17 protein-coding genes and 1 other RNA gene are annotated in these 25,917 nt (G+C 41.3%); 12 read left to right on the plus strand and 6 right to left on the minus strand.

Translation table 11 applies throughout. The features are described from left to right. Nucleotides 1-21 precede the first annotated feature (21 nt). A complete protein-coding gene (locus ACLI1A_RS15500) occupies nucleotides 22-2,109 on the plus strand; it encodes a T9SS type A sorting domain-containing protein (RefSeq protein ID WP_411409587.1) in 2,088 nt (695 codons plus the stop codon). A 70-nt stretch (nucleotides 2,110-2,179) separates the two neighbouring features. Here ACLI1A_RS15500 and lysS read toward each other — a convergent pair whose 3' ends face one another. Further along, a complete protein-coding gene (lysS, locus tag ACLI1A_RS15505) occupies nucleotides 2,180-3,874 on the minus strand; it encodes a lysine--tRNA ligase (protein WP_411409588.1) in 1,695 nt (564 codons plus the stop codon). Nucleotides 3,875-4,020: 146 nt separating this feature from the next. Here lysS and lipB point away from each other — a divergent pair, with 146 nt between their 5' ends. Beyond that, nucleotides 4,021-4,743, plus strand: a complete 723-nt coding sequence (lipB, locus tag ACLI1A_RS15510) for a lipoyl(octanoyl) transferase LipB (protein ID WP_411409589.1) — start codon at nucleotides 4,021-4,023, stop codon at nucleotides 4,741-4,743. A gap of 3 nt (nucleotides 4,744-4,746) precedes the next feature. Here the strand turns inward: lipB and ACLI1A_RS15515 are convergent, their stop codons facing one another. Then, entirely contained in the window at nucleotides 4,747-5,352 is a 606-nt protein-coding gene (locus ACLI1A_RS15515) for a ribonuclease HII (protein WP_411409590.1), read from the minus strand. A gap of 187 nt (nucleotides 5,353-5,539) precedes the next feature. Here ACLI1A_RS15515 and ACLI1A_RS15520 point away from each other — a divergent pair, with 187 nt between their 5' ends. From ACLI1A_RS15520 to ACLI1A_RS15555, 8 genes are all read left to right on the plus strand, one after another. After that, a complete protein-coding gene (locus ACLI1A_RS15520) occupies nucleotides 5,540-7,459 on the plus strand; it encodes a S8 family serine peptidase (protein WP_411409591.1) in 1,920 nt (639 codons plus the stop codon). Between the two features lie 250 nt (nucleotides 7,460-7,709). Next, nucleotides 7,710-10,757 carry a SusC/RagA family TonB-linked outer membrane protein gene (locus ACLI1A_RS15525; RefSeq protein ID WP_411409592.1) on the plus strand — a complete coding sequence of 1,016 codons (3,048 nt, stop codon included), beginning with the start codon at nucleotides 7,710-7,712 and terminating at the stop codon, nucleotides 10,755-10,757. 12 nt (nucleotides 10,758-10,769) lie between these two features. Further along, nucleotides 10,770-12,362 carry a RagB/SusD family nutrient uptake outer membrane protein gene (locus tag ACLI1A_RS15530; RefSeq protein WP_411409593.1) on the plus strand — a complete coding sequence of 531 codons (1,593 nt, stop codon included), beginning with the start codon at nucleotides 10,770-10,772 and terminating at the stop codon, nucleotides 12,360-12,362. Nucleotides 12,363-12,380: 18 nt separating this feature from the next. Continuing rightward, nucleotides 12,381-13,196 (plus strand): hypothetical protein, encoded by an 816-nt coding sequence (locus ACLI1A_RS15535; protein WP_411409594.1) that lies wholly within the window; start codon nucleotides 12,381-12,383, stop codon nucleotides 13,194-13,196. Between the two features lie 205 nt (nucleotides 13,197-13,401). Further along, the gene (locus ACLI1A_RS15540) at nucleotides 13,402-15,282 is read left to right on the plus strand and encodes a putative porin (RefSeq protein ID WP_411409595.1); all 1,881 of its coding nucleotides are present in this window, start codon (nucleotides 13,402-13,404) and stop codon (nucleotides 15,280-15,282) included. Between the two features lie 57 nt (nucleotides 15,283-15,339). Next, nucleotides 15,340-16,701, plus strand: a complete 1,362-nt coding sequence (locus ACLI1A_RS15545) for a pyridoxal-phosphate dependent enzyme (RefSeq protein WP_411409596.1) — start codon at nucleotides 15,340-15,342, stop codon at nucleotides 16,699-16,701. A gap of 47 nt (nucleotides 16,702-16,748) precedes the next feature. Then, nucleotides 16,749-17,261 (plus strand): 3'-5' exonuclease, encoded by a 513-nt coding sequence (locus tag ACLI1A_RS15550; RefSeq protein WP_411409597.1) that lies wholly within the window; start codon nucleotides 16,749-16,751, stop codon nucleotides 17,259-17,261. A gap of 169 nt (nucleotides 17,262-17,430) precedes the next feature. Continuing rightward, nucleotides 17,431-18,693 (plus strand): asparagine synthetase B, encoded by a 1,263-nt coding sequence (locus tag ACLI1A_RS15555; protein ID WP_411409598.1) that lies wholly within the window; start codon nucleotides 17,431-17,433, stop codon nucleotides 18,691-18,693. Nucleotides 18,694-19,149: 456 nt separating this feature from the next. Here the strand turns inward: ACLI1A_RS15555 and rny are convergent, their stop codons facing one another. The 4 genes from rny to ACLI1A_RS15575 all read right to left on the minus strand — a co-directional run bounded on the left by rny (nucleotide 19,150) and on the right by ACLI1A_RS15575 (nucleotide 21,526). Then, nucleotides 19,150-20,712: a ribonuclease Y gene (rny, locus tag ACLI1A_RS15560; RefSeq protein ID WP_411409599.1), complete on the minus strand. Its 1,563-nt coding sequence runs from the start codon at nucleotides 20,710-20,712 to the stop codon at nucleotides 19,150-19,152. Nucleotides 20,713-20,764: 52 nt separating this feature from the next. After that, nucleotides 20,765-20,872: non-coding RNA, 6S RNA (ssrS, locus tag ACLI1A_RS15565), on the minus strand. Nucleotides 20,873-20,939: 67 nt separating this feature from the next. After that, a complete protein-coding gene (locus ACLI1A_RS15570; protein WP_411409600.1) occupies nucleotides 20,940-21,227 on the minus strand; it encodes a cell division protein ZapA in 288 nt (95 codons plus the stop codon). 8 nt (nucleotides 21,228-21,235) lie between these two features. Beyond that, a complete protein-coding gene (locus ACLI1A_RS15575; protein WP_411409601.1) occupies nucleotides 21,236-21,526 on the minus strand; it encodes a hypothetical protein in 291 nt (96 codons plus the stop codon). Nucleotides 21,527-21,701: 175 nt separating this feature from the next. Here ACLI1A_RS15575 and ACLI1A_RS15580 point away from each other — a divergent pair, with 175 nt between their 5' ends. Together ACLI1A_RS15580 and ACLI1A_RS15585 are read left to right on the plus strand one after the other, a co-directional pair. Beyond that, on the plus strand, nucleotides 21,702-23,426 hold the full coding sequence (locus ACLI1A_RS15580) for a M23 family metallopeptidase (RefSeq protein ID WP_411409602.1): 1,725 nt from the start codon (nucleotides 21,702-21,704) through the stop codon (nucleotides 23,424-23,426). Continuing rightward, nucleotides 23,410-25,896 carry a TonB-dependent receptor plug domain-containing protein gene (locus ACLI1A_RS15585; protein ID WP_411409603.1) on the plus strand — a complete coding sequence of 829 codons (2,487 nt, stop codon included), beginning with the start codon at nucleotides 23,410-23,412 and terminating at the stop codon, nucleotides 25,894-25,896. Before ACLI1A_RS15580 ends, ACLI1A_RS15585 begins: the two co-directional genes overlap by 17 nt. The last annotated feature ends 21 nt before the right edge of the window (nucleotides 25,897-25,917 follow it).

Below are 25,917 nucleotides of genomic sequence, written 5' to 3' on the forward strand. Positions count from 1 at the left end.
CTGCTAAAAAAATATATGAAAATGAAACGAATACTTGCTTTACTACTGTTTTTTTGTGCTGCATTTTTGCAGGCGCAAGTGCTCGATATATCGGATGCAAACTTTATGGCTGTGCTGCTTAGTGCAAACACAAGTAACGGTATTGCACTGGATAATGGCGGCGATGCTGTAGTAATAGATACCAATGGCGATAACCAGATACAACAAAGCGAAGCAGAAGAAATAAGGGAGCTGCACATAAGTAATGCCATGATAACCTCATTGGCCGGAATTGAGGGTTTTTCTAATCTTAGGGTTTTAGATTGTAGCTTTAATCAGCTTACTGTTTTTGATGCAACTGTTTTGACTGACCTGCGGGAATTGTATTGTTCTTATAATAGTATTACTGCTTTAACATTAGATGGGCTTCAGCACCTGCTTGTAGTGGATGCATCTTCTAATTACTTAACCTCAGTATCATGTACAGGGCTGGAATATCTTGAAGCTGTAGATTTTTCTGATAATAATATTACTTCACTGGACTTTTCTGAATGTCCGCAACTGTATGCATTTAATTGCGACTATAACCAAATTTCATATATAAATATAAAGAACGGTTCGGCTCAGTCGAATGTATATGGTGAAAATATCTGGAGTGGAAATCCACTGCAATATATATGTGTAGACGAAGATGAGGCAGCCATTGTAGAAGGATTACTTTCATTAAACGGATATACAGGCGTTACGGTAAACACCTATTGTTCTTTTACACCGGGTGGCGATTATAACACTATAGGCGGTACGGTACTTTTTGACCTCGCAGGTAACGGTTGTGATGTTTCAGATCCGCCACATTGCTATATAAAGTTAAAGCTTAACGATGGTACAAATGACAGCTTTACGTTTACGGATGAACTTGGCGAATATGATTTTTACACAGGTATTGGCAGCTATTCTGTAGAGCCCTATCCTGAGATTCCGTCGTACTATACCATAAGCCCTGCTCAGGGCGATGCTGTTTTTACAGACACAGCCAATAATGAGTTTGAACAGGATTTTTGTATTGCTGCAACTACAAGTGCTAACGATCTGGAAGTGGTAATGGTACCAGTAAATAAAGGTGTGCCGGGAGGCAATGTAAAATATAAGCTGGTGTATAAAAACAAAGGTAACACAACCCTAAACGGTGGTATAAGCTGCCAGTGGGATTATGATACTTTTAGCAGTTTTGTAGGTGTTTCTCCCACTCCCAGTTATGTGGCGCTGGATCTTTATGTTTGGAATTTTACAAACCTGAGGCCTTTTGAGACCAGGGAAATTAATATGGAACTAACTCTTAACGATGGTACGGCTCCGCAACCTATAACTACAGGCGATACAGTACCTTTTACAGCTCAGGTGGGCACGGGTTCGGGGAGTGATGTTTTACCGTCTGATAATACATTTGTGTTTAACCAAAAGGTGGAGGCCGCGCAGCAGGATAACTTTATAGAGTGCCTGGAGGGTGATACCCTGCCCCTTAGTGCTGCAGGCGAATATCTGCATTACGTGGTTAACTTTACCAATACCGGAACAGCTATAGCTAATAATGTGGTGATAACACAACAGTTTGATCCGCTTCTGTTTGATATAAGTACGCTTGAAATATTAAACAGTACCTATAGTTTAACTGCTCGTGTGGCAGGTAATAGTGCCGAGTTTATGATGAAGGATGCTAACGTGGTTGCTGGTGATGGAGGGCATGGTACAATCATTTTTAAAGTTAAAACGCGTACAGGTTTATTACAAAATACTGTAGTTGCAGGCCAGTCTAACATACTGTTTGATTTTAATGCGCCAATACAAACCAATACAGCTACAACTGCTTTTGCTACACTAAGTACTGGTGATTTTGAGAAAGATACTACTGTGGTAATGGTTCCTAATCCTGCAACTACGGTTACAAGGATTACAGCCCAAGGCAATATAAGGGAAGTAGTATTGTATGATGTTCAGGGCAGGCAGCTTGAAGTGCTTCTGGTTAACGATACTGAGGTGAGTATAGATCTTGCTTCGCGTGCTACCGGAATGTACTTTGTAAAAGTGTCTACTGAAAAAGGCGTAAGCGTACAAAAACTGATTAAACAATAACGATTAATAGGATAACAAAAAAAAGGTTCGGCATTGCCGAACCTTTTTGCTTTATAAAAGAAGATAAAAATTACCCTTTGTATTCTACTATTTTAGTTTCACCTTCAAGGCTTACTTTTAGTAATCCGTGTTTTGCAAGGCCTTTCATTGCAGCGTCCCATTTCTTACCGCTTAGGTTTGCTTGTGTTTTAAGCGCGTCCAGGGCAAGTTGTCCGGCAGCTTTAGCAAGCTCTGCAACCGCTTTTTCATCTTCAGTAAGCTCAGGGCCTTTCTTCTCCGGGCGCATTTGCGGGAAGAACAATACTTCCTGTATGCTTGGGTTATTGGTAAGGAACATGATAAGCCTGTCCATACCTATGCCAAGACCCGATGTAGGTGGCATACCATATTCCAGCGCACGCAGGAAGTCAAAATCAATAAACTGGGCTGCTTCTACGTCGCCACGCTCACTAAGCTTTAGCTGGGCTTCAAAACGCTCACGCTGGTCTATAGGGTCGTTTAGCTCGCTATAAGCGTTAGCTATCTCCTTGCCACATACCATAAGCTCAAAACGCTCGGTAAGCTCAGGGTTTTCGCGGTGTTTTTTACACAGCGGGCTCATCTCAATAGGGTAGTCGGTAATGAACGTAGGCTGAATAAAGTTGCCTTCGCATTTCTCCCCGAATATTTCATCAATAAGCTTGCCTTTACCCATAGTTTCGTCTACCGCAATGCCCATGCCTCGTGCTGCTTCAAACAGTTCGGCTTCGGTTTTGCCTGTAATGTCAAATCCTGTGAATTGCTTAATAGCATCGGTCATGGTTACACGGGCGTACGGTGCTTTAAAGTTTACCTTATGCTCGCCAAAGGTAGCCTCGGTAGTACCGTTAACTGCAAGGGCACAGTGCTCCAACAGGTTTTCGGTAAACTCCATCATCCAGTTGTAGTCTTTGTAGGCTACATATATTTCCATAGCCGTAAACTCAGGGTTGTGGGTACGGTCCATACCCTCGTTACGGAAGTTTTTACTAAACTCGTACACACCGTCAAAACCACCTACAATAAGGCGTTTCAGGTACAGCTCGTTTGCAATACGCATATACAGCGGAATATCAAGCGAGTTGTGGTGTGTAATAAACGGCCTTGCGCTGGCTCCACCCGGAATAGATTGCAGGATAGGGGTTTCTACTTCAAAATAACCTTTGTCGTTAAAGAAGTTACGCATGGCGTTAAACAGCTTGGTACGCTTTACAAATACCTCTTTCACCTGTGGATTTACCACAAGGTCTACATAGCGCTGGCGGTAACGTAGCTCAGGGTCTGTAAAACCGTCAAACGTATTACCATCGGCATCCGTTTTAGGTAGCGGAAGCGGACGAAGGGTTTTGCTTAACAGTTTAAAATCGGTTACCCAAACTGATTTTTCACCTACCTGTGTGGTAAACAGTTTACCTTCTACGCCAATAAAGTCGCCCAGGTCAATCAGTTTTTTAAACAGGTCGTTATATTTAGCTTTGTCCTCTCCGGGGCAAATTTCGTCGCGGTTTACGTAGATTTGTATACGGCCTTCGCTGTCCTGAAGCTCTGCAAACGAGGCTTTACCCTGTATACGCATGCTCATTACACGGCCGGCAAGTACCACCTGTTTACCTTCAGAAAAATCTTCCTTAACCTGTTTACTTGTAGTATCTACCGGAAAAAGGTTTGCGGGATAGGGTTCAATGCCGAGGTTTCTCAGCGTGTCCAGTTTTTCTCTGCGGATGATTTCCTGTTCTGAAAGCTGCATGATATATTAAAATTAAAAGTGTTTTTAAGCCTGCAAAGATAATGAATGTTAATGAATAAGCAATTTGAAATTAACGCCTATACGGTATGGTGATTTTGTGCCAATATGTTCGTAAATTTGTAGTGTAAAACATTAGGCTGTATACCATGAACAGGAAAATATTTGTGCAGGATTTAGGTGAAAAGGATTATAAGGATACGTGGGAATACCAGGAACAGCTTTTCCAGAAAACACTTGATATAAAAATAGCCAACCGCAGGGAAGGAACCGAAACTGAAACGCCAAACCATTTCCTGTTTGTAGAGCATCCGCATGTATATACGCTGGGTAAAAGCGGTGATTTTAGTAACCTGCTTATCAATGAAAAACAGCTTGAAGAACGTGGTGCCACGTATTACAAAGTAAACAGGGGAGGGGATATTACCTACCACGGCCCCGGACAAATTGTAGGCTACCCTATACTCGACCTGGAAAACTTTTTTACCGATATACACAAATACCTGCGCCTGATGGAAGAAACCATGATTATGGTTTTAGCAGACTACGGTATTACCGGCACTCGCAGTGAAGGCGAAACCGGTGTGTGGCTGGACGTAGGTACGCCATTTGCCCGAAAAATATGTGCTATGGGTGTACGTGCTTCGCGCTGGGTAACCATGCACGGCTTTGCACTGAATGTAAATGCTAACCTGGGTTATTTTGATAACATTATTCCGTGCGGTATACGCGGCAAGGCGGTAACCTCTATGCATGCTGAACTGAATCGTGAGGTAGATGAGGCTGAAGTACGCGGAAAAATCCTGAAATATTTTGCGCAGCTTTTTGAAGCTGAAATGATGTTATCTGCGAATGCTGTTTCGGCTGAATAGTTGTTACAGCCCAAAATCCATCTCTAATTGCGATGGTAATAGCTGAAACGACATGCGGTGGTATTTTGTAGGTCCGTATTTCCGTATGGCTTCCCTGTGCTCTTTTGTGGGATAACCCTTGTTCTTTTTCCAGTTATACATGGGGTATTCTTCATGAATACGTTCCATATATTCGTCGCGGTACGTTTTGGCTAAAACCGATGCTGCGGCTATACTCAGGTATTTACCGTCTCCTTTAATAATGCAGCTGTGCGGTATATCTTCTACAGGCTTAAAACGATTACCATCTACTATAATGTATTCCGGCCTTGGGGTAAGCGCGGTTATGCATTGCTGCATGGCACGTATAGAGGCGTTTAGTATGTTTATCTCGTCTATGATTACAGGTTCCAGGTGCACAACATGGTAGCAAATCGCTTTTTTTTCTATAATAGGACGCAACCGTTTCCTCGTTTTTTCCGTAAGTAGTTTAGAGTCGTTCAGCTCGTCCATTTCAAAATCGTCGGGCAATATTACAGCAGCAGCAGTTACCGGTCCGGCAAGGCAGCCGCGGCCCGCTTCGTCTGTTCCTGTTTCAATCTGATATTCAGAATGTTTAAGTAAAAGCATTATAACGTTTTTGTTTAGGAATTGTAACGGAGCAAATATAATTGCCCGAAAGTTAAAATTTAAATTATTGAACTTTAATTTGTTATAATTGCTATTTTTGCTAATGTTTTTGCCGTCTTAACATTTTTTTTAAAGATATTTGCGGCGCTAAGAGGTTTACTATTATTAATTATTTATTAAAACTATCATGAGAAAAAATACGCTGAGGGTTGTCCTGGTGTTTGGTTTTGCGTGTTTTGGTGCCGTTGCTTACGGTCAGCGCATAAATCCTGCCAGGCAGGCAATTAACGACTCTCTTGCTAAGGTACTCTATAATCGTTCTGCTTTAGAAAAAGAAAAAGCAATACAAATGGCAGCCGAAAAAGGCTGGCCGCTAAAAATTGAAAAAGACGGAAGTTTTTCTGAACTTATGAGGGTGTTGCCTTCAGGCGATCCTTTTTATTATAAGACTGCAAATGTGGGGTCGGCTATAACTTCAAGGGCTAACCTGCTTTATGCAAGTGCTAATATGGGTTTTGATCTTGATGGTACCCTTATGCTTGCCGGTGTATGGGATCAGGATATGGCTCGTTCCACACACGTTACTTTTGGAGGTAGGCTTACAGTTAAAGATTCTGGTGCTTCTGATTACTCTGAACATAATACACACGTAAGCGGTACCATGATAGGTTCGGGTTCTGGTAATTCTCAAGCCAGAGGACTTGCTTATGGCGCTTCGATATGGGATTATAACTGGACGAGTGATATTGCTGAAATGAGTACTTCGGGTGCTTACCTTTGTGTTTCAAATCACTCTTACGGAATTGATGCTTCACAGCTAAATGGTTCTGTGTATATCTTTGGTAGGTATGATGGCGATGCTCATGATGTAGATCAGGTTACGTTTAATAATCCTTACTATCAGCCGGTAGTTGCTGCCGGTAATGACAGAAACAGTGGTATTAATCCTGATAAAGGAGGAAATGACCTGTTGTCTGGTATGGGGGTTGGTAAAAATGCTATTACTGTAGCAGCGATATATCAGGTAGATGATTATACAGGTCCTTCTTCAGTACAAATTGCAGGTTTTTCTAACTATGGCCCTACAGATGATATGCGTATTAAGCCAGATATTGCTTCTAAGGGTGTAAACGTACTTTCGTCATTAAGTACCAGTAATACTGCATATGGTACCCTGAGTGGTACTTCTATGGCTTCTCCTGGTATATCGGGTGTTATTATCTTATTGCAACAGCTATACTCTAATCTGCATCCTTCTGATGATATTGATATTGTAAACCTAATGCGTTCGGCGTCTGTAAGAGGTTTGCTTGCGCATACAGCTGATGAAGCAGGGCCAAATGATGGTCCTGACCACATGACTGGCTGGGGTCTTGTAAATGCTTACAAGGCGGCACTTGTTATTCAAAATGAAGGATTGACAACAGAGAAGTTTGAAGAGAACTCTCTGGCAAACGGAGATCAGTATGTTTTTGATGTAACTTCTGATGGTGTTAATCCTCTTGAGGTAACCATATCATGGACAGACAGGCCTGCTACAGCTAACAACAGCAGTAGTAATGTAGATGCTCTTCTTAATAATGCTACCGAACTTTTGGTTAACGACCTTGATGTAAGGGTGGAGAATCTTGAAACAGGTGAGGTTTATTATCCATGGAAACTAACGGGTACACTTACTAATCCTACAGTTACTACCGGAGATAATAAGGTGGATAACATTGAGAAAATTCAAATACCTAATGCCGGCGTAGGTAATTATACTGTAACTGTGTCGCACAAAGCGTCATTGTATAATTCAATAGCGCAAGATTATACTCTTATTGTTACAGGTATCGGTGGTACCCAGGGTGTAAAGGATTTTATGCAGAACAATGTTGCAGTATGGCCAAACCCTGCTGATAATGTGGTAAATGTATCGCTTGCTACTGGTGAATTTGGTGCTAATGCGTCAATGGCTATTTTTGATATACAAGGCCGTGAAGTACTGCGTAAGGCTATTAGTTCAAATGCTGCATCTGCGGATGTAAGTCAATTAACTACCGGCGTGTATTTTGTGAAAATATTTAGCGGAGGTAGTGAGTTTGTTAAAAAAATTATTGTTAAATAATTAAGACAAACGCAACCTTTTAGGATAACCTACATCTTATATATGTAACATGAGACGTCAGCACATTGTTGCTGACGTTTTTTTTAAAAATATATAAATATGAAGGTTATTGATGTAATAATGTTATGGATTTATTGCTTACATTAAAAAAAAACGTGTTTTTAATCAAGGAATATGCAATGTTAAAACTTTGTTATATAAAAATAAATTTTTAGCTTTGCAGCTTAACTAACTCAAATTTAATTTAAATATGAAATCAAAGTTTACTTGGATTTTTACGCTTTTAATGGCGTTTTGCATTCAGTTAACCTTTGCCCAGGAAAAAACCATTACGGGTACGGTTACTGACTCCCAGGGATTAGGGTTGCCAGGTGCAACTGTAATGATTGAGGGTAAAGCGCCAGGTGTTCAGACAGATCTTGATGGTAAGTACTCTATTAGTGCTGCCCCTGGACAAAAGCTGGTTTTCTCTTTTGTGGGTTTTACTACACAGGTTATTGCTGTAGGTAATTCTTCTACAATTGATGTGCAGCTTCAGGAAGGGCGCGAACTTGAAAACGTGGTTGTAGATAGCTACAGAACCATGTCAAGGCCTAAGAATGCTACTGCAGCTGCTACTGTAACCTCTAAGACTATTGAAGGCCGTCCGAACGCTTCGTTTGTACAAACACTTCAGGGTCAGGTGCCGGGTCTTAACATTGCTTCGGGTTCGGGTCAGCCGGGTTCAAACAATACTACGGTAATCCTTAGGGGTGCTGGTTCTATCAACGGTAACGTAGAGCCGTTATACGTAATAGACGGTGTGCCTCAAACAGGAGATAACTTCAGGAGTATTAACCCTGCGGATATTGAAAGTGCTACAGTACTTAAAGATGCCGGTGCAACTGCTATCTATGGTAACAGGGGTGCTAATGGTGTTATTGTTGTTAAAACCAAAAGGGGTTCTTACGAGTCTAAAATGTCTGTAAAATATACAGGTATTACAGGTTTCTCTGAAATGCAAAAGAACCACTACAGTAATATGAACAGCCAGCAACTACTTACTCTTCAGAGGGAGTATGGTGCAGGTTCTGGTGCTGGTGCCGGTGTTTATAATAGCACAGGTGTTCCTATGACAGACGCGCAGATTGCTGCGGCCCCGAACTATAACTGGAAGGATTATTTCTACAGGACGGGTGTTTCTCAAAACCACACGCTTAATATTTCTGCTGGTTCTAAAAATCTTTCATCGTTTACTTCAATTGCATTCCTTGATCAGGAAGGTATCCTTAAAGGTTCAGATCTTAAAAGGTTTAACTTTAGGAGTAACCTTGATGGTAAAAGTAATGATGGTAAATTTACCTTCGCTACTACATTTACGGCTAACTACTCGGTTTCTAATACTTTAACCAGTCTTGGTACTGGTGGTATTAACCAGAACTTTGTAATTGGACCTGTTATGGCTGTGCCTTATTTTACTCCTGGTAATTATACAAGCGGATATGATCTTGCTTTTAATAATCCAATATCACTTGAATTAACTCCGCTTTACCTTATGGATAAGCTTAGGTATTTCAGGAACCAGTCAGACGAGGTTAAGGCTATTGGTCAAATGAAAGCTAATTATAAGATTACAGATGACTTATCTATCGGTACACAATTTGGTATCGACTATGTAAGTACTGTAGGTCTTACATGGCAGGATCCTGAGAGCTTTAACTCTTATTATTTTAGTTCAGAAGATCAAACCGGTGGTTTCCAGACTGAGTCATACGCAAGAAACGTTTCTATGACCAGTACTACAAACTTAACATATACTAAGCGTTTTGGAGATCACACTATTGATTTCAGTGCGTTTACAGAATATCTTAAAGCACATTACAAGGCTTTCTCTGCTACACAGAATGGTCTTGACCCTACATTCTCTTATCCTGGTACAGGTAATGGTTATATAGCTTTCCAGTCGGATAACGTATATTATGTTCCTGAAGTAGGTTCATCTAAATATGAAGCAGGTTTATTCTCTTACTTTGGTTCTGCTGACTATGACTACAAAGACAAGTTTGGTCTTTCGGCTACTATTAGGAGGGATGCTTCTTACAGGTTTAGTGGAGATAACAGGTGGGGTACTTTCTACTCTATAGCCGGTCGTTGGAACATTGATAAGGAAGCTTTCATGCAAAACACAGTGTTTAACAGCCTTAAACTTCGTGGTTCATACGGTACTGCCGGTAACCAGGACGTAACAGGTTCTGGTCTGTACATTACTCAGTCACTTACTAAGTTTAACTACGGTATTACATCTGGTTATAATAATGGACAGGCATATACACTTGCTGACCTTGCTCAGCCAAACCTACAGTGGGAAACTATTGCTCAGCTTGACTTCGGTTTAGATTTTGAATTGTTCCACAACAGGCTTCGTGGTGTATTTGACGTGTATGAAAAAAGGACTAAAGACCTTTATCAGTCTATTCCAATTTCTGCTGTTAACGGTACTACAAGTCTTTATGGTAACTTTGGTTCACTATACAACAGGGGTGTTGAGCTTCAGTTAGGCTATGATGTAGTAAGTACTAATGATTTTGTATTTACACTTAACTTTAACGGTTCTTACAACAAGAACAAAGTTCTTGATCTTGTACCTGATAGTGGTGTAATTTGGGATGGTGAATCACTGTCTGCTATCAGAGAAGGTGGTCTTATCAGCGAATATTATGTAATTAAGTATGCCGGTGTTAACCCAGCTAACGGTAACCTTCTATTCTACGATAAAGATGGTAACCTTACTGAAAACCCTACGCAGTCTGACCGTCAGTGGACTAACAAATCAGCGCTTCCTAAATATCAGGGTAGTTTCGGATTTGATGTTAAGTACAAAGGTTTCTTTGCAAACGCAATGTTTACCTATGTACAGGATATTTACAGGTTTGACTGGGACTGGTCTAACCTTATGGATCCTACTGACGTTAGCCTGTTTAACAAATCTACAGAACTTAACAATTATTGGACACCAAGTAACCGTGAAACTAATGTACCTGGACTTTATGCTACCAACAAATCTTGGGATAGCTATTCAGACAGGTTCCTTGTCGATGCTTCTTACGTAAGGCTTCGTTATATTAGTGTAGGTTATAACTTCAGTAAAGAACTTCTTGCTAAAACTCCGTTTAGTTCAATCAGGGCTTACGGTCAGGCAGAGAACCTTTACACTTGGACAAAATGGAGAGGATATGATGCGGAAAGTAACCGTGGTGCAGACCAATCACAATACCCTACTCCAAAAATGTTCTCTTTAGGCCTTGAGGTTCAATTCTAAAAAAAAATGACTATGAGAAAAAATAAATTTTTATTAACAGCTTTAGCTACTTTAGGGCTTTTGGCATCATCGTGTGAAGATGCTTATAATATTACCCAGCCGGGTGAAGTTAATGACCCGGATGTTGTTTATACAAGTATTGATAATCTTGAATATGGTCTTAACGGTGTGTATGCCGTATTTAGTACAGCTTCTGAAATAGAGTTTACCTCTATTTTTACAGATGAAACTTCTATAGGTATACAAAACGGTGGACAAGGGCTTATCAGTGGTTTGTATAACTTTAACCTAAACTCTGGTTCAGATGCGCCACAGGCTATTTGGCAAAGTAACTACCTGCTAATTAACTTCGCTAACCGTCTTATGGTAGCTGCGGAGAAATTCAAGACTGACAACCCGTATTACTGGGAGGTTAATCCAGATGATACTCAGGATGTTCTTGATGAAAAACTTGATGTTACCTCTCGTTATGATAACGTAATTGCTCAGCTTTATGGTCTTAGGGCATATGCTTACATGGATCTTGTAAGTTGGTTCTCTACAGATCCTGCAGATGACAGTGCACTTGGTGTAATGCTGCTTGATTTTGTGCCTGCAGATGATTACAGTACTTTCTTACCAAGGGTTACTAATGGCGAAATCTATGCGCTTATCGATTCTGATATTCAAAAAGCATTAGATATTTATTCTACTTCTGCAAGTCCTATACTTACCAGTACGTACTATGTTTCTGAAGATTTCCTTTATGCTCTGAAACTTCGTGAACTTGTATACCGTAAAAAATATCAGGATGCAGTTACGCTGTTTGCTTCTAATGAAATACCTATGGGTACATCGCCTTATCCGCTACAAAATACCTTAGATGGTTATATTAGTCAATTAGGAGATGTTACTGCTGAAGAGTCGATATTTAAAATTGCTTGCGTAACTGGTGATTTCCAGGTGGGTAGCTATTGGAATTCAAGTAGTAGTACTGTAGATGGTGCTCCTTTCTTTGAAATAAGCCGATCGCTTTATAATGCTTATGGAAGTTCAGATATAAGGATGCAGCCTGATGCGATAATAGATTCTAGTTCGTTAATAATGAGTGCTGCTCAGCTTGCTATTGCCTCAAACGGTACTTATAGGAACAATGATATACTTGTTGTAAATAAATATCCTGGTAATGAAGCTCAGGGAGATCGTCTTTTAAATGACCTTAAGGTGTTTACAATAGGCGAACTTGTACTACTTAGGGCAGAAGCTTTGGCTGGTATAGGTAACCTTAACGGTACTGCTACTACTTCGGCTGCTTACTGGGTAAGGAGGCTTCGTAACTACCGTACTGGTATTAACACTGCAGTAACTTTTGCGGATCAGACTGATGCTTTCTCTGTTATTCAGGATGAAAGAAGGAAAGAACTTGCTTTCATGGGTATGCGTTACCTTGATATTAAACGTCTTGGTCCTGTTACTGGTAAAGGTGTAGATCGTTACAGCCTTGATTGTGCACCTTACGGTTCTTGTACGCTTAGTGCTACAGACTACAGGTTTACAATGCCTATTCCTAACACTGAGATTATTGCTAACCCTAGTATTCAAGGTCAACAAAACCCTGGTTATTAATATAAAAAGCTTATTATTATGAAACGTTATATTATAAAGTCTTTTTTGTTTGTATTAGGGGTTGTTTCCCTTTCAAGCTGTGAGTCTTTCGAAAATGACACTCTTTCTACAAGCTATGCTTATGCAGGCTTTAACGATGAAATGGCTAACCTTCCGGTTTTTGAGTCAGGTTCAGAAAACACTGTTTTAGTAGAAGTAGGTGTTACTAATAAAGTTAACTACGACCGTACTTTCACCATTGAGTTAGATGAAACACTTACTACTGCTACTCCAGACCAGTATACTATAGATCCGGTTATGGTTATACCTGCCGGTGAGTATGTAGGTACTCTTAAAATTGTAGGTAACTACAGTGCTCTTCCTGAGGTAGACAAGCGTTTGCTTTCTATCAACCTTGTGTCAGTTCAGGATGCAGATTCATACAATGATGAAATGCAAAATGTAGCTGTGTATATTTTTAGAGGTTGTATCATTACCGCCGAAGGCGACTATTCAGCTGTAGCGTCAGGTGGTGGAGCTACCAGTTCATTTACTCCTACCTTAACACGTGCTTCAGATGTTGTGGGTATTAACTCATTTACAACACTTTCACTTTGGGGTGACCTTGTGGCTGAGCTTGCTGGTTCTACTTATGCTGGCCAGTATCAATACCCTGGGCTAATCACTATTAACTGTGATGGTTCTGTTGATGTTGAAGGTACTAATTCTTCTTTGGATACAGGTTCTGGCTCTGGTACTTATGATTTTGATTCTGGTGTTATAACTATTACTTTTGATAATAAGTTATTCACATCTTCATTTGATACTACAACAGTATTTACTCCTGCAGAGTAATCTTTGTTGATATTATAAAATTAAAGGCTGCCCATTGGGCAGCCTTTTTCATATTATATAAATAGCTTAATTTTATATTAAAAAAGTATCTTTGCCGTTATATTCTCCATATACCTGATATATGTTTAAAAAACAGCTTTGGCTTTTACTTTTACTGTTTCCGTTTGTTGTGTTTGCTCAGCAGGGTAAATCGCGGAAAACAAATATGAATATAAAACGCGATACTTCGGCAGATAAAAAAGCTCCCGGTGAAAAAGGCGAGCCTAATGCTGCTGATACTATAGCTACTGTAGATATGTACAAGATAATTTCGCTGGAACGCGATACTACTCTTGTAGATACTGCCTTAACCATAGATAAAGAATATACCACCAATTATCTTCGTAAAGATAACTTTGGTTTATTGCCATTGGCTAATGATGGTCAAACGTATAACACACTTGATTATGGCTTAACCAGGTTTGATCCTTTTCCGGGCTTCGGGTTTAAGGCAAAACATTATGCATATGCCAATGCTGAAGATATATCGTATTACAACGTGCCTACACCGTATACCGATCTTATGTACAGATCTACACAATCGCAGGGGCAAATACTCGATGCACTCTTTGCGGTAAATACATCGGATAAGCTGAACCTTTTTGTGGGGTATAAGGGGCTTCGTTCGATAGGTAAGTATATTAATTCTATTTCCAGTAATGGTATATTTAGGATAGGAGGAAGCTATAATACTGAGGGAAATCGTTATGTTTTAAAATTCCATTTTACAGGACAGGATTTTTCTAATGAGGAAAATGGAGGTATAGTAGAAACAGATATTTTTGAAGGCGGCGACCAAACATCATCTGAGCGCGAACGCCTGGAGGTGTATTTTGACGATGCAAGTACCATGCTAAAAGGTAAGCGTTATTTTATAGATCACGAGTTCCGTTTAAGTAAGAGCAATCCGAACAGTATAGTACTGCACCACCGTTTTAATTATGAAGATAAATTCTTCCAGTTTAAGCAAACCACATTAAGTGATAGGTATGGGGACGCTTATACTACGTCTATAAATAATAGAACCAAGTACAACCGTATGTATAATATGGTGGGCGCTGCTTACTCTAATAAGACTATTGGTGATATTGAGTTTTACGTTGAAGACTATACCTATAACTATTTTTATAACTCAATCATTCTTGAGAATGACTTTTCGGTAGCTGTACCAAACGCTATTAGCGATCGTATAGATACTTATGGCGCAAAGTATACTTACTACAAGAACAAGCTTAAAGTTACAGCCTTGGTTTCAAACAGTATTACAAATCAATCTTTGGCAAATATTGATGTACAGGCACTGTACAAATTTGATGACAAAAACCAGGTTTCGGCACGCTACCAGAACATGAATAAGCTGCCGGACTTAAATTATCAACTGTACCAAAGCGATTATAAAGAATACAATTGGAGTAATAGTTTTAATAACGAGAAAATAAACAGTTTTGAGTTTGAGGCCAAAACCAAATGGCTTGATGCTTCACTGCAATACTCTATACTAAAAGACCATTTGTATTTTGCCAATACCTTTGAAAGTGATGATACTGCCAACTATTTTGATACCCTATACGTTAAACCCGTGCAGTATGATAAAACCATCAACTATCTTTCGCTAAAAGCGCATAAGGATTTCAGGGTTTGGAAGTTGGGTTTAGACAATACTGTGCTGTATCAAAATGTGCAGCAAAGCAACAATGTGCTTAATGTACCGGCGTTTGTAACCTGTAATACGCTTTATTATACCGATAAGTGGTTTAAAAAAGCATTGCAAATACAAACAGGTGTTACGTTCCAGTATTTTACTAAGTATTATGCTAACGACTATAATCCTATCATTGGAGAGTTTTATTCTCAGGATAAGCGTAAAATAGGTAGTTTCCCGTTGTTTGATTTTTTCATTAACGCAAAAATCCAGGAATTTAGGGTTTTCCTTAGGGCAGAACATTTTAATTCCTCTTTTAGCAATCCTACATTCTATTCCGCGCCTAATTATCCTTATCGCGACTTTACAGTGCGCTTCGGCGTTATCTGGGATTTCTTCTCATAAGGCTGTAGTTGCAGTTATTTAACGAATTGCATTATCTTTGTGCTATATATAACCGATATGAAATACGCTGAAAATATATTACAAACCATAGGCAACACACCTTTGGTAAAATTAAATAAGCTTACTAAGGATATAGATGCCCTTGTGTTGGCCAAAGTAGAGACTTTTAATCCCGGTAATTCGGTAAAAGACCGTATGGCCGTTAAAATGATAGAAGATGCCGAAGCCGATGGGCGCCTAAAACCCGGCGGAACTATTATAGAAGGTACTTCGGGTAATACCGGTATGGGGCTTGCGCTGGGTGCTATAGTAAAAGGCTATAAACTTATTTGTGTAATATCAGACAAGCAGAGTAAGGAGAAGATGGACATACTGCGTGCAGTAGGCGCCCGTGTGGTGGTTTGTCCTACCGATGTAGAACCTACCGATCCCCGTTCGTATTATTCCGTTTCAAAACGCCTTGCCGAAGAAACACCTAACTCATGGTACGTTAACCAATACGATAACCTGAGCAATACCGCAGCACACTATGAACAAACCGGTCCTGAAATCTGGGAACAGACCGAAGGTAAGGTTACCCACTTTGTGGTAGGTGTAGGTACCGGAGGGACGATTTCGGGAGTGGCTAAATACTTAAAAGAACACAACCCGAATGTAAAAATCTGGGGAGTTGATACCTACGGCTCAGTGTTTAAGAAATATCATGAAACCGGTATTTTTGATGAAAACGAAATATACTCTTACGTTACCGAAGGTATTGGCGAAGACATCCTGCCTAAAAACGTAGATTTTTCGCTTATAGATGGCTTTACAAAAGTAACTGACAAGGATGCTGCAGTATATACGCGTAAGCTTGCGCTTGAAGAGGGAATTTTTGTGGGTAACTCTGCCGGCGCAGCTATTAAAGGCGTATTGCAGTTAAAAGAGCATTTTAAACCCGAAGATGTTGTTGTGGTACTGTTCCATGACAGTGGCAGCCGTTATGTGGGCAAAATGTTTAATGACGACTGGATGCGCGAACGCGGTTACCTTGATGATGAGATAACCAAGGCTGAAGACCTTATAAAAGACCATTCGGATAAGCCGCTTATAACTGTGCGCACAGAGGAGCTGGTAAGCCATGCTATAGACCGCCTGCGCAAATACAAAATATCGCAGATACCGGTGGTAGATGTAGATGGTTTTGTGGGCTCAGTAGACGAAACCGACCTGTTCCGTAGTTATATAGAAGACAAGGATATTGCAGATAAACCTATTAAGGATGTTATGGGCAAACCTTACCCAATAGTTAAATCGGGTACATCAGTAGATGAAATTTCTAAACTGTTCAACAAAGACAACCAGGCAGTTTTGGTAGAACTTGAAGAGGGCAGGTACCACATCATTACCAAGCACGACATCATTAGTTCAATAAAATAAATTATCTTTGAAAGAGCCTTCGGGCTCTTTTAATTTTTTCTGTATTTATGACATTTACAGCAATCGATTTTGAAACCGCTACAGGCTATGGGCACAGTGCCTGCGCTGTGGGTATTATTACGGTAGAGGATAGCGTTATTACCGAAGAATACCACACGCTTATACAACCGCCCGATAATGAATATTGGTCGCGTAATATAATGGTGCATGGCATAAAGCCATACGATACCCTAAATGTGCCCACGTTTGATGTGCTGTTTCCGGAGATACAGAAAAGGCTTTTCGGGCGTAAAATCGTTGCCCATAACGAAAGTTTCGACCGTAGCGTACTGTCTAAAACCATGGCGTATTACGGTTTGTATTACGATGAACTTGAAATAGCCGATCGATGGGAGTGTACCGTAAAAATTTACCGCGCCAAAGGTTACCCTAAGGCCAACCTTAAATACTGTGCCGACCGCAACGGTATAGCCCTTAACCACCACGAAGCCCTGAGCGATGCCCGTGCCTGCGCAAAGCTATACCTGCTGCACGACAACCAGGTGAAAATGAAGATTTAATTTTTTGTTGGATTATTGGAGCTTTAGATTTGTTAGATTTTTAGAAGCTAAACAGTTTTCTAATATTATAAAATCCAACAAATCTAACGTTCTAAGAAATCTAATAATCCAATTGTCCTGCAATCTATTCTCCCTTTTATTCGTTATCTTTGGAGTAAAGTTGTTTGTAATGAATTTCAGGAAAATAAGTTTCGTGCTGGTACTGCTGTTGTCATTTGGGGCTAAGGCCTCTATGATACTGGTGCCAATGGACGAAACCTCTCAAAAAAACCACCTTAAAGCCTACGGTATTACCTACTGGGTGCTTTCTAAAAACTATAAAGCCAACTGGCTGCTGAACTATCGCGGTGGGTCTTTCTTGCTGCCTGACGCATCTGAAATCCGTAAGGAGTGCCAGATACGCGGCGTGAGCTTTGAAGTGCTTAGCGACGGCCAAGCCAACAGTATACTTGATGAAATAAGCAGCCCGTCGCAAAATATGGAGAATGTGCTGCTGGAAAAAGCACCTAAAGTGGCAGTGTATACCCCCCCCGGTAAGCAACCGTGGGATGACGCTGTAACACTTGTGCTTACCTATGCCGAAATTCCGTTTACACCTATATATGATGAGGAAGTGCTTACTGATGGCTTGCTGCTGTATGACTGGCTGCACCTGCACCACGAAGATTTTACAGGGCAATACGGTAAGTTCTTTGGCGCGTACCGCAATGCACCGTGGTACATAGAACAGAAACAGGAAGCCGAAAAACTGGCGGCCAAGTTAGGTTACAGTAAGGTTTCGCAGGAGAAGCTGGCTGTCGCCAAGAAAATACGTGATTTTGTAATTGGCGGGGGCTTTATGTTTGCCATGTGTTCGGCTACAGATAGTTTTGATATTGCGCTTTCGGCTGAAGGTGTGGATATTTGCGAGCCAATGTTTGACGGCGACCCAAGTGAGGCTAATTACCAGTCGCGCATCGATTACAACAGTACTTTTGCGTTTAAGGATTTTGTGCTGGAACGTAATCCTGTGGTATATGAGTTTTCGGATATTGATACCACTACTAAACGTAATATTCTACCGGATAACGATTATTTCACCCTTATGGAGTATTCGGCCAAGTGGGATCCGATTCCAAGCATGCTGTGCCAAAACCATACCCAGTTAGTAAAGGGCTTTATGGGGCAAACCACAGCTTTTGCGGGCGACCTAGTAAAGTCTAATATTCTTGTTATGGGCGAATGCAAGCAGAATGGCGAGGCACGCTATATACACGGTACTAAGGGCAAAGGTATGTTTACCTTTTTTGGCGGACACGACCCTGAAGATTATCAGCACAGGGTAGGGGATGCCCCTACGGTGCTCGACCTGCACCCTAATTCACCGGGCTATAGGCTTATCCTTAACAATGTTTTGTTTCCTGCTGCCAAGAAGAAAAAGCTTAAAACATAAGATTTATTTATAGATATAGAAAAAGCCCGCTTAGGGCTTTTTTTTGTGTCTGTATTTTAGTAATTACTGAGATTTGCTGTGCTTTTAATGGATTAAAAACTTTGCGCTTAGCGTCTTTGCGTGATAACTTCTGCATCTAGAGAATAACTTTGTTGATAGTATTCTCCGTGAAAAACGTTGTGAAATATATAGTTGAATCATTTCTATTGGTCATAATTATTCTATATAACACACCCCTAACCCCTCTCAAGAGGGGAACACTCAGATGTGCTTACTCAGGCCTTTAAACATAGTAGTTTTTTATCAGCAGGAGTGAGGCTATTCCCCTCTTGAGAGGGGTTAGGGGTGTGTCTTTTAACTTATGATATTTTATAGATTGACTATCGTTACTCAGAATATAAAACAATAAAAAAGGCTGCAAAACTGCAGCCTTTATATCGAATAACCGAATGAAAATTACTTAGCGATGTTCACCGCCCTTGTTTCACGGATTACGGTAATTTTTACCTGACCCGGATACGTCATTTCAGTTTGTATTTTATGTGATATTTCAAACGAAAGGTTAGCCGCCATATCGTCGGTTACTTTTTCGCTTTCTACAATTACACGAAGCTCACGGCCTGCCTGTATCGCATAAGCGCTCTTTACACCCTGGAAACCGTAAGCGATATCCTCAAGGTCTTTAAGACGCTGTATGTACGAGTCAAGCACCTGCCTGCGTGCACCCGGCCTTGCTCCGCTAATAGCGTCACAAACCTGGATTATTGGAGACAGCATCGACTTCATTTCTATTTCGTCGTGGTGGGCACCAATGGCGTTGCACACCTCTTCTTTTTCACCGTATTTCTCAGCCCACTGCATACCCAGTAGTGCGTGCGGAAGGTCGCTTTCAGTATCTGGCACCTTACCTATATCGTGTAGTAGACCTGCACGTTTAGCAAGCTTCACGTTAAGGCCCAGTTCAGCAGCCATAATACCACAAAGCTTGGCTACCTCGCGGCTGTGCTGTAACAGGTTTTGTCCGTAAGACGAACGGTATTTCATACGGCCCACAATCTTGATAAGTTCCGGGTGAAGCCCGTGGATACCAAGGTCTATAACGGTACGTTTACCTACTTCTATAATTTCGTCCTCAATCTGCTTGGCGGTTTTGGCTACAACTTCTTCAATACGTGCAGGGTGAATACGTCCGTCTGTTACAAGCTTGTGTAATGAAAGACGGGCAATTTCCCTCCTTACAGGGTCAAAGCACGAAAGGATGATAGCTTCAGGGGTATCGTCTACAATGATTTCTACACCTGTAGCAGCTTCAAGCGCACGGATGTTACGACCTTCACGGCCAATGATACGTCCTTTAACGTCATCAGACTCTATGTTGAATACCGATACACAGTTTTCTACTGCTTCTTCAGTACCTACACGCTGAATGGTGTTAATAATGATTTTTTTAGCCTCCTGCTGTGCAGTAAGCTTAGCTTCTTCAATAGTGTCTTGTATGTGGCTCATAGCACTGCTCTTGGCTTCCGCTTTAAGGCTTTCTACAAGTTGGTTTTTAGCTTCATCAGCCGATAGGCCCGAAATTACTTCAAGCTGCTCTACCTGGCTTTTGTGCAGGCGGTCTATTTCTGCCTGTTTTTTATCAAGGTGTTCCAGGCGGTTGTTATAGTCGGCAACTTTGTGCTCCAGATCGTCAGTAAGCTTTTTGTTTTTAGCAAGCTCATTGCTCACCTGCGATTCTTTATCGCGGGTACGCTTTTCTGCTTCAGCTATCTTTTTGTCTTTACCCAGTATTACCTGTTCGTGCTCGGCTTTCAGTTCCAGGAACTTTTCTTTAGCCTGTAGCAACTTGTCTTTTTTAATAGTTTCCCCTTGGTTAGTAGCATCTTTTACAATGATAGATGCTTCTTTTTTTGCCTCTGCAAGAATACCGGTAGCGCTGTTCTTTTCAAAGTATTTAGCTATACCAAATCCTGCGCCCAGGCCTACAATCGCGATAATTATCAATAATAGAATCTCCATATGTTGGTTTTATGTATGTATATAAAAAAGCCTGCATCAGGATGAATTGTATAAACTCGAAAAGACAAGTTTTGAGCTAACCCGCTGTTCAGGGATCTGCGACAAAGGCAGCATGCCATAGAAGCGGCGATTCGCCCATTTTAAAGAATTGGCGTTGAGTTTATCAAATATTTACTAATGCAGGCAGTTTTGTTTGCTATGTAAAGAACGTGTCTTAAGCTATATTTTTAGAGGAGTTTTCCCAGTAGTTCATCCATAAGCTTCAGCCTTTCGGTGGCGTCGTCTATTTCCGCAGAACGGTCTATAACACGTTGTTCTGCCATTGCTGCAAACTGCAGCGCACACATGGCCAGTACATCTTGTTTATCCCTTACAGCATAGTTTTCCTCAAACTGTTTTATCATGGCATCGATTTTTTTAGAGGCGCTCCTAAGGCCTTCCTCCTGCGATGGGTCTACCGTAAGTGGGTATACCCTGTCTGCTATCGATATTTTTATCTTCAGTTTATCGTCCATGACGTTTATCAGTCTGAAAGTTGGGCTATGCAGTAATCAATCTCGCGGATCAATGAATTTATTTTGAGTTTTGTCTCTCTTTTACTCTCATCACTGCCCAGTAACGAATTGGCCATCCTTAACGACTCATTTTGCTGTTTCAGCTCAGAAATTTCGTCTTGTTGTTTGCCTATATACGCTGCTGCATCGGCTGCCGAACGCTGTAGTTCGCTATTAATAGCCTGTAGCTGCAACATTTTTTGTTGTAGCCTTTCGAGTTTATTTTCCAGTAATTCAACTATTTTGGATAATTCACTCATGCCGCAGATATTTCATTACATCTTTTACAAAGTTAATATTACTTTAATTACAAACAATAGGTTTGCGTAAAAAACCACTTTTTTTTCATTTCCCTGTGTTATTTTAGTGGCGGGTTAGTTGTAAGATTAACTAATTTTGAGTAAAATTTTCTCCCCGATTTTTTATTTTAGCCGTATGAGATTCTATATAGCCTTACTTTTTATTTTCAGTTTAAGCGTTTCTGCGCAAAATCCTTATCCGCAGGATTACTTTCATGCGCCTATGAATATACCCCTGCACACCTCGGGTACCTTTGGAGAGCTCCGGGCTAACCACTTTCATGCGGGGCTGGATTATCGTACCAACCAGAAAACAGGCTATCCGGTTTTTGCCTCGGCAGAGGGGTATGTTTCGCGTATCAAGGTTTCTTCATACGGTTACGGAACTGCAATTTATATAGACCACCCCAACGGCTACACTACTTTATACGGGCACTTGCTGAAATACGCACCCAAGATAGAGGAGTACGTTAGGAAAAAACAATACGAGAAAAAATCTTTTGAAATAGAACTGTTTCCTAAACAGGGCGAAATAACCGTTGCCCAGGGAGAAACCATTGCCTATTCGGGTAATACGGGTGGTTCGGGCGGGCCGCACCTGCATTTTGAAATACGTGACACCAAGACCGAAATGATTATCAACCCGCTGCTTTTCGGGCTTGATAAAAAAATGAAAGACACCAAGCCACCTGTTGTATACGGGGTATTGGTATATCCGCTTAGCGAAAATGCTGTAGCAGACGGTTCGCGTTCGCCGCTTTTGGTAAATATAAAACAACTTGCCGACGGTACTTATCTTGCCGATAAGATACATGCTAAAGGGAAAATAGGTTTTGCAGTAAATGCCACAGATAAGTCAACAGGCAGTACGCCCAATAATGGTATCTATAAAGCCGAATTGTTCTTTAACGGCAGTCCGCATTTCAGTTGCGAGTTTAACACCTTTGCGTTTAACGAATCGCGTTATGTAAATAATTATATCGACTACGAACGCTATTACAATACCGGGCAACGTTTCCAGAGGTTGTTTGTACAAACGCCTTACCCGCTTTCGTTACTGAAACATAATCAGAGTAACGGGCAGTTTGAGGTGGTGCAGGATTCTACCATGCAAAACTACCGTATTGTTATAAGTGATTATCATGGGAACAAAACTGTAGTAAACGGCAGTATACAGTATAGTGCAGATCCGGCTACAACCGGCGAGCCAAAACATATAACTCCTTATAAAGTAAAAGCAGGTAGCGACAATAATTATACTAAAGGTGGCGTTTCGGTATTTGTGCCGGCCAATGCCTTTTATGAAGATTTCTACCTGGACTTTGATGTTAAGGACTCTATATTGTACCTGCATCACCCCACAGTACCTGTACACAGCTATGTGCAGATATCGTATGATGTAAGCGGCATGAGTAAAGAAGAACTGGCTAAAACCTTTATAGCGGGTACGGCGGGTAAAAAACTGCATTACAACGAAAGTGTGATGGAAGACGGCCGCCTTACTGCTAAGGTAAAAACGCTGGGGCAGTTTAAGCTGATGAAGGATGTAACACCGCCACGTATATACGGTGCTACCTTTAAAGAAGGGGATAACCTGAGTAAGCGCGATACCCTGGGAGTAAAAATCAGTGACGACCTTTCGGGTATAGGTACTTATGATGCCTTTATAAATGGCAAGTGGGCACTTTTGCATTATGATTATAAAACACGCAACCTGACCTATTTTTTCAGTGATGCGATTACTGATGACGGCAAAAACGAATTAAAAATTGTAGTAACCGATAATGTAGGAAATTCTACTACCTTTGAAACGTATTTTTACAGAACACAAAACACAAACCCTGTTGAGAACAATAAATAAGCTCATAACGCTCACATTACTACTGCTTTCCTGTGCCGCTTTTGCACAAAAAAAACCTATAATTTACGGACTTGCCATTGATAGCGACCAGAATCCTTTACAGGGTGTTACAGTGTATTATGATGGCCCGGAGGGAAGAAAACAGACAGTAAGCGACCGTACCGGTTTCTATAAACTGGAGCTTCCGGTTAATACTAAGGTGGTGGTTTGGTTCAGCCATCCCAGCTATAAAGGTGAACTTTATGTAGAGACTGATGCCATGCCTGCGGGTTCCAGCTGGCAGTTTAATTTTACTACTGGTACACAATTAAAGGAGGTAGAGATTATAGTAGATGAAGATGGTCACCGAAAAAAAGAAGGAATTATACAGGTCAAGTATCAGGATATAGCCAATGTCCCTTCGCTTACCGGCGGGATTGAAAGTATAGTGAAACTTCAAATGGGGGTTGCAAGTAGTACCGAATTAAGTAGCCAGTATTCTGTACGCGGTGGTAACTACGATGAAAACCTTGTGTATGTAAACGATGTGGAAATATACCGTCCGTTCCTGGTTCGTTCGGGCCAGCAGGAGGGTTTGAGCTTTGCTAATACTTCTATGGTAGAAAGCCTGGAGTTTTCGGCAGGTGGTTTCCAGTCGCGTTTTGGTGATAAAATGTCGTCTGTGCTTAATATAAAGTACCGCGACCCAAAAGCATTTGGTGCGGCGCTCGAAGCCAGCTTCTTGGGCGCAAGCCTAATGTTAGAAAATGCTTCAAAAAACAAGAAATGGAGCTATATGGTAGGCGGGCGTTACCGAAACAATAGCCTTTTAGTAAACAGCCAGCAGACCGAAACCCGCTATAAACCCATCTTTGCCGACGTACAGGCTGTGGTAAACTATAGGTATAGCGAAAAGCTAACTTATGGCTTTATTGGTAATATTTCTCAAAACAATTACGATTACCAGCCGCTTTTCAGACAAACGAATTTTGGTACCATATCAGATCCTATAGCGTTGCAAATTGTTTACGACGGGCAGGAAAAAGACCGATACACTACCATGTTTGGTGCTTTTACAGCCGATTATGTGGTTAGCCCGAATTTTAAAATTAAAGGAATAGCATCGGCTTATCATACGCAGGAGCAGGAGCATTTTGATATACTGGCGCAGTATGCCCTGGGCGATGTAGATACTAATATAGGTAGCGAAACCTTTGGCGATATACAATTTGCCCGTGCGGTTGGCTCGCAGCTGAACCACGGCCGTAACGACCTTGATGCGCTTATAGCCAATGCCGAAGTAAAGGGCTACCACAGCATTAAGAATAATAATATAGAGTGGGGTGCTAAGTATACACGCGAAGACTTCCGCGACCGGCTGGTAGAGTGGGAGGTTATAGACTCGGCTGGGTTTTCTATACGCCCGCCGGTTATAGACTATGTGCCAAACGACCAGCCTTACAATCCGTATACAGGCGAACTGGTGCCGTACCAAAATGTACGTGCCACTAATTTTGTAGTGATAAACCGCCTTTCGGGCTACGGGCAGTGGACCAGGGATTTTGATATAGGCAATTCAGAACTGTTTGTAAATGCCGGTGTACGTGTGCATCAGTGGCAGGTAGACGGTGCCAGCGAACCGGGTAAAAGCCAGGTAGTGGTAAGTCCGCGTGCGCAGTTGTCGTTAAAGCCGGGTTTTAACCGTAATATGCTTTTCCGCCTTTCGGGTGGGCGCTACAGCCAGCCACCGTTTTACAGGGAACTGCGCGACTCTATGGGGGTAGTGCGGCCTAACGTAAAAGCGCAGAACTCCTACCATATAGTACTGGGTAATGATTACAGTTTTAAAATGAAGGGCAGGCCTTACAGGTTTATTACCGAGGCTTATTATAAAAGCATGGACAATATAAATACGTACACGCTGGAAAACGTACGTATACGTTACCGTGCCAATAACGATGCCGTGGCGTATGCTTACGGACTCGATGCCCGCCTTAACGGTGAGCTTGTGCCGGGTACGGAATCTTGGATTACCGTTGGCTACATGAAAACGGAGGAAAACTACCGGGGTAAAGGCTACATACCCCGCCCTACAGACCAAAGGCTGAAGTTTGCCGTACTGTTCCAGGATTATGTGCCAAACATACCTAATATACGTGTGTACCTTAATATGATGTACAATACCGGGCTGCCGGGTGGTTCGCCATCGTATGCCGATGTGTACAAGTACCAGTCAAGGCTTAACGATTACCGCAGGGTAGATGCCGGTTTCTCGTATGTGTTTGTAGATAATAAGATAAAGGCCAAACCGGGTAGCTTTGCTGCTAAAATGAAGGAGCTGGCTATAGGTCTTGAGATATTTAACCTGTTTAATAACCAGAATGCTATAACCAATACCTGGGTAAGGGATGTGTATACTAAGAGTTCGTATGCCATACCAAACTACCTTACCAGTCGTGTGTTCAGCCTTAAGCTGATAGCTAAAATATAGTTTTACGGCTTTTTTTAGTAT

The organism is Flavobacterium sp. RHBU_3 (assembly GCF_046613565.1).
In the GTDB taxonomy this organism is placed as follows: domain Bacteria; phylum Bacteroidota; class Bacteroidia; order Flavobacteriales; family Flavobacteriaceae; genus Flavobacterium.

Excerpts from the sequence above, each read along its gene's own strand:
- ACLI1A_RS15500 (WP_411409587.1), top strand. The coding sequence starts at position 22 with ATGAAACGAATACTTGCTTTACTACTGTTTTTTTGTGCTGCATTTTTG.
- lysS (WP_411409588.1), bottom strand. The coding sequence starts at position 3,874 with ATGCAGCTTTCAGAACAGGAAATCATCCGCAGAGAAAAACTGGACACG.
- lipB (WP_411409589.1), top strand. The coding sequence starts at position 4,021 with ATGAACAGGAAAATATTTGTGCAGGATTTAGGTGAAAAGGATTATAAG.
- ACLI1A_RS15515 (WP_411409590.1), bottom strand. The coding sequence starts at position 5,352 with ATGCTTTTACTTAAACATTCTGAATATCAGATTGAAACAGGAACAGAC.
- ACLI1A_RS15520 (WP_411409591.1), top strand. The coding sequence starts at position 5,540 with ATGAGAAAAAATACGCTGAGGGTTGTCCTGGTGTTTGGTTTTGCGTGT.
- ACLI1A_RS15525 (WP_411409592.1), top strand. The coding sequence starts at position 7,710 with ATGAAATCAAAGTTTACTTGGATTTTTACGCTTTTAATGGCGTTTTGC.
- ACLI1A_RS15530 (WP_411409593.1), top strand. The coding sequence starts at position 10,770 with ATGAGAAAAAATAAATTTTTATTAACAGCTTTAGCTACTTTAGGGCTT.
- ACLI1A_RS15535 (WP_411409594.1), top strand. The coding sequence starts at position 12,381 with ATGAAACGTTATATTATAAAGTCTTTTTTGTTTGTATTAGGGGTTGTT.
- ACLI1A_RS15540 (WP_411409595.1), top strand. The coding sequence starts at position 13,402 with ATGAATATAAAACGCGATACTTCGGCAGATAAAAAAGCTCCCGGTGAA.
- ACLI1A_RS15545 (WP_411409596.1), top strand. The coding sequence starts at position 15,340 with ATGAAATACGCTGAAAATATATTACAAACCATAGGCAACACACCTTTG.
- ACLI1A_RS15550 (WP_411409597.1), top strand. The coding sequence starts at position 16,749 with ATGACATTTACAGCAATCGATTTTGAAACCGCTACAGGCTATGGGCAC.
- ACLI1A_RS15555 (WP_411409598.1), top strand. The coding sequence starts at position 17,431 with ATGAATTTCAGGAAAATAAGTTTCGTGCTGGTACTGCTGTTGTCATTT.
- rny (WP_411409599.1), bottom strand. The coding sequence starts at position 20,712 with ATGGAGATTCTATTATTGATAATTATCGCGATTGTAGGCCTGGGCGCA.
- ACLI1A_RS15570 (WP_411409600.1), bottom strand. The coding sequence starts at position 21,227 with ATGGACGATAAACTGAAGATAAAAATATCGATAGCAGACAGGGTATAC.
- ACLI1A_RS15575 (WP_411409601.1), bottom strand. The coding sequence starts at position 21,526 with ATGAGTGAATTATCCAAAATAGTTGAATTACTGGAAAATAAACTCGAA.
- ACLI1A_RS15580 (WP_411409602.1), top strand. The coding sequence starts at position 21,702 with ATGAGATTCTATATAGCCTTACTTTTTATTTTCAGTTTAAGCGTTTCT.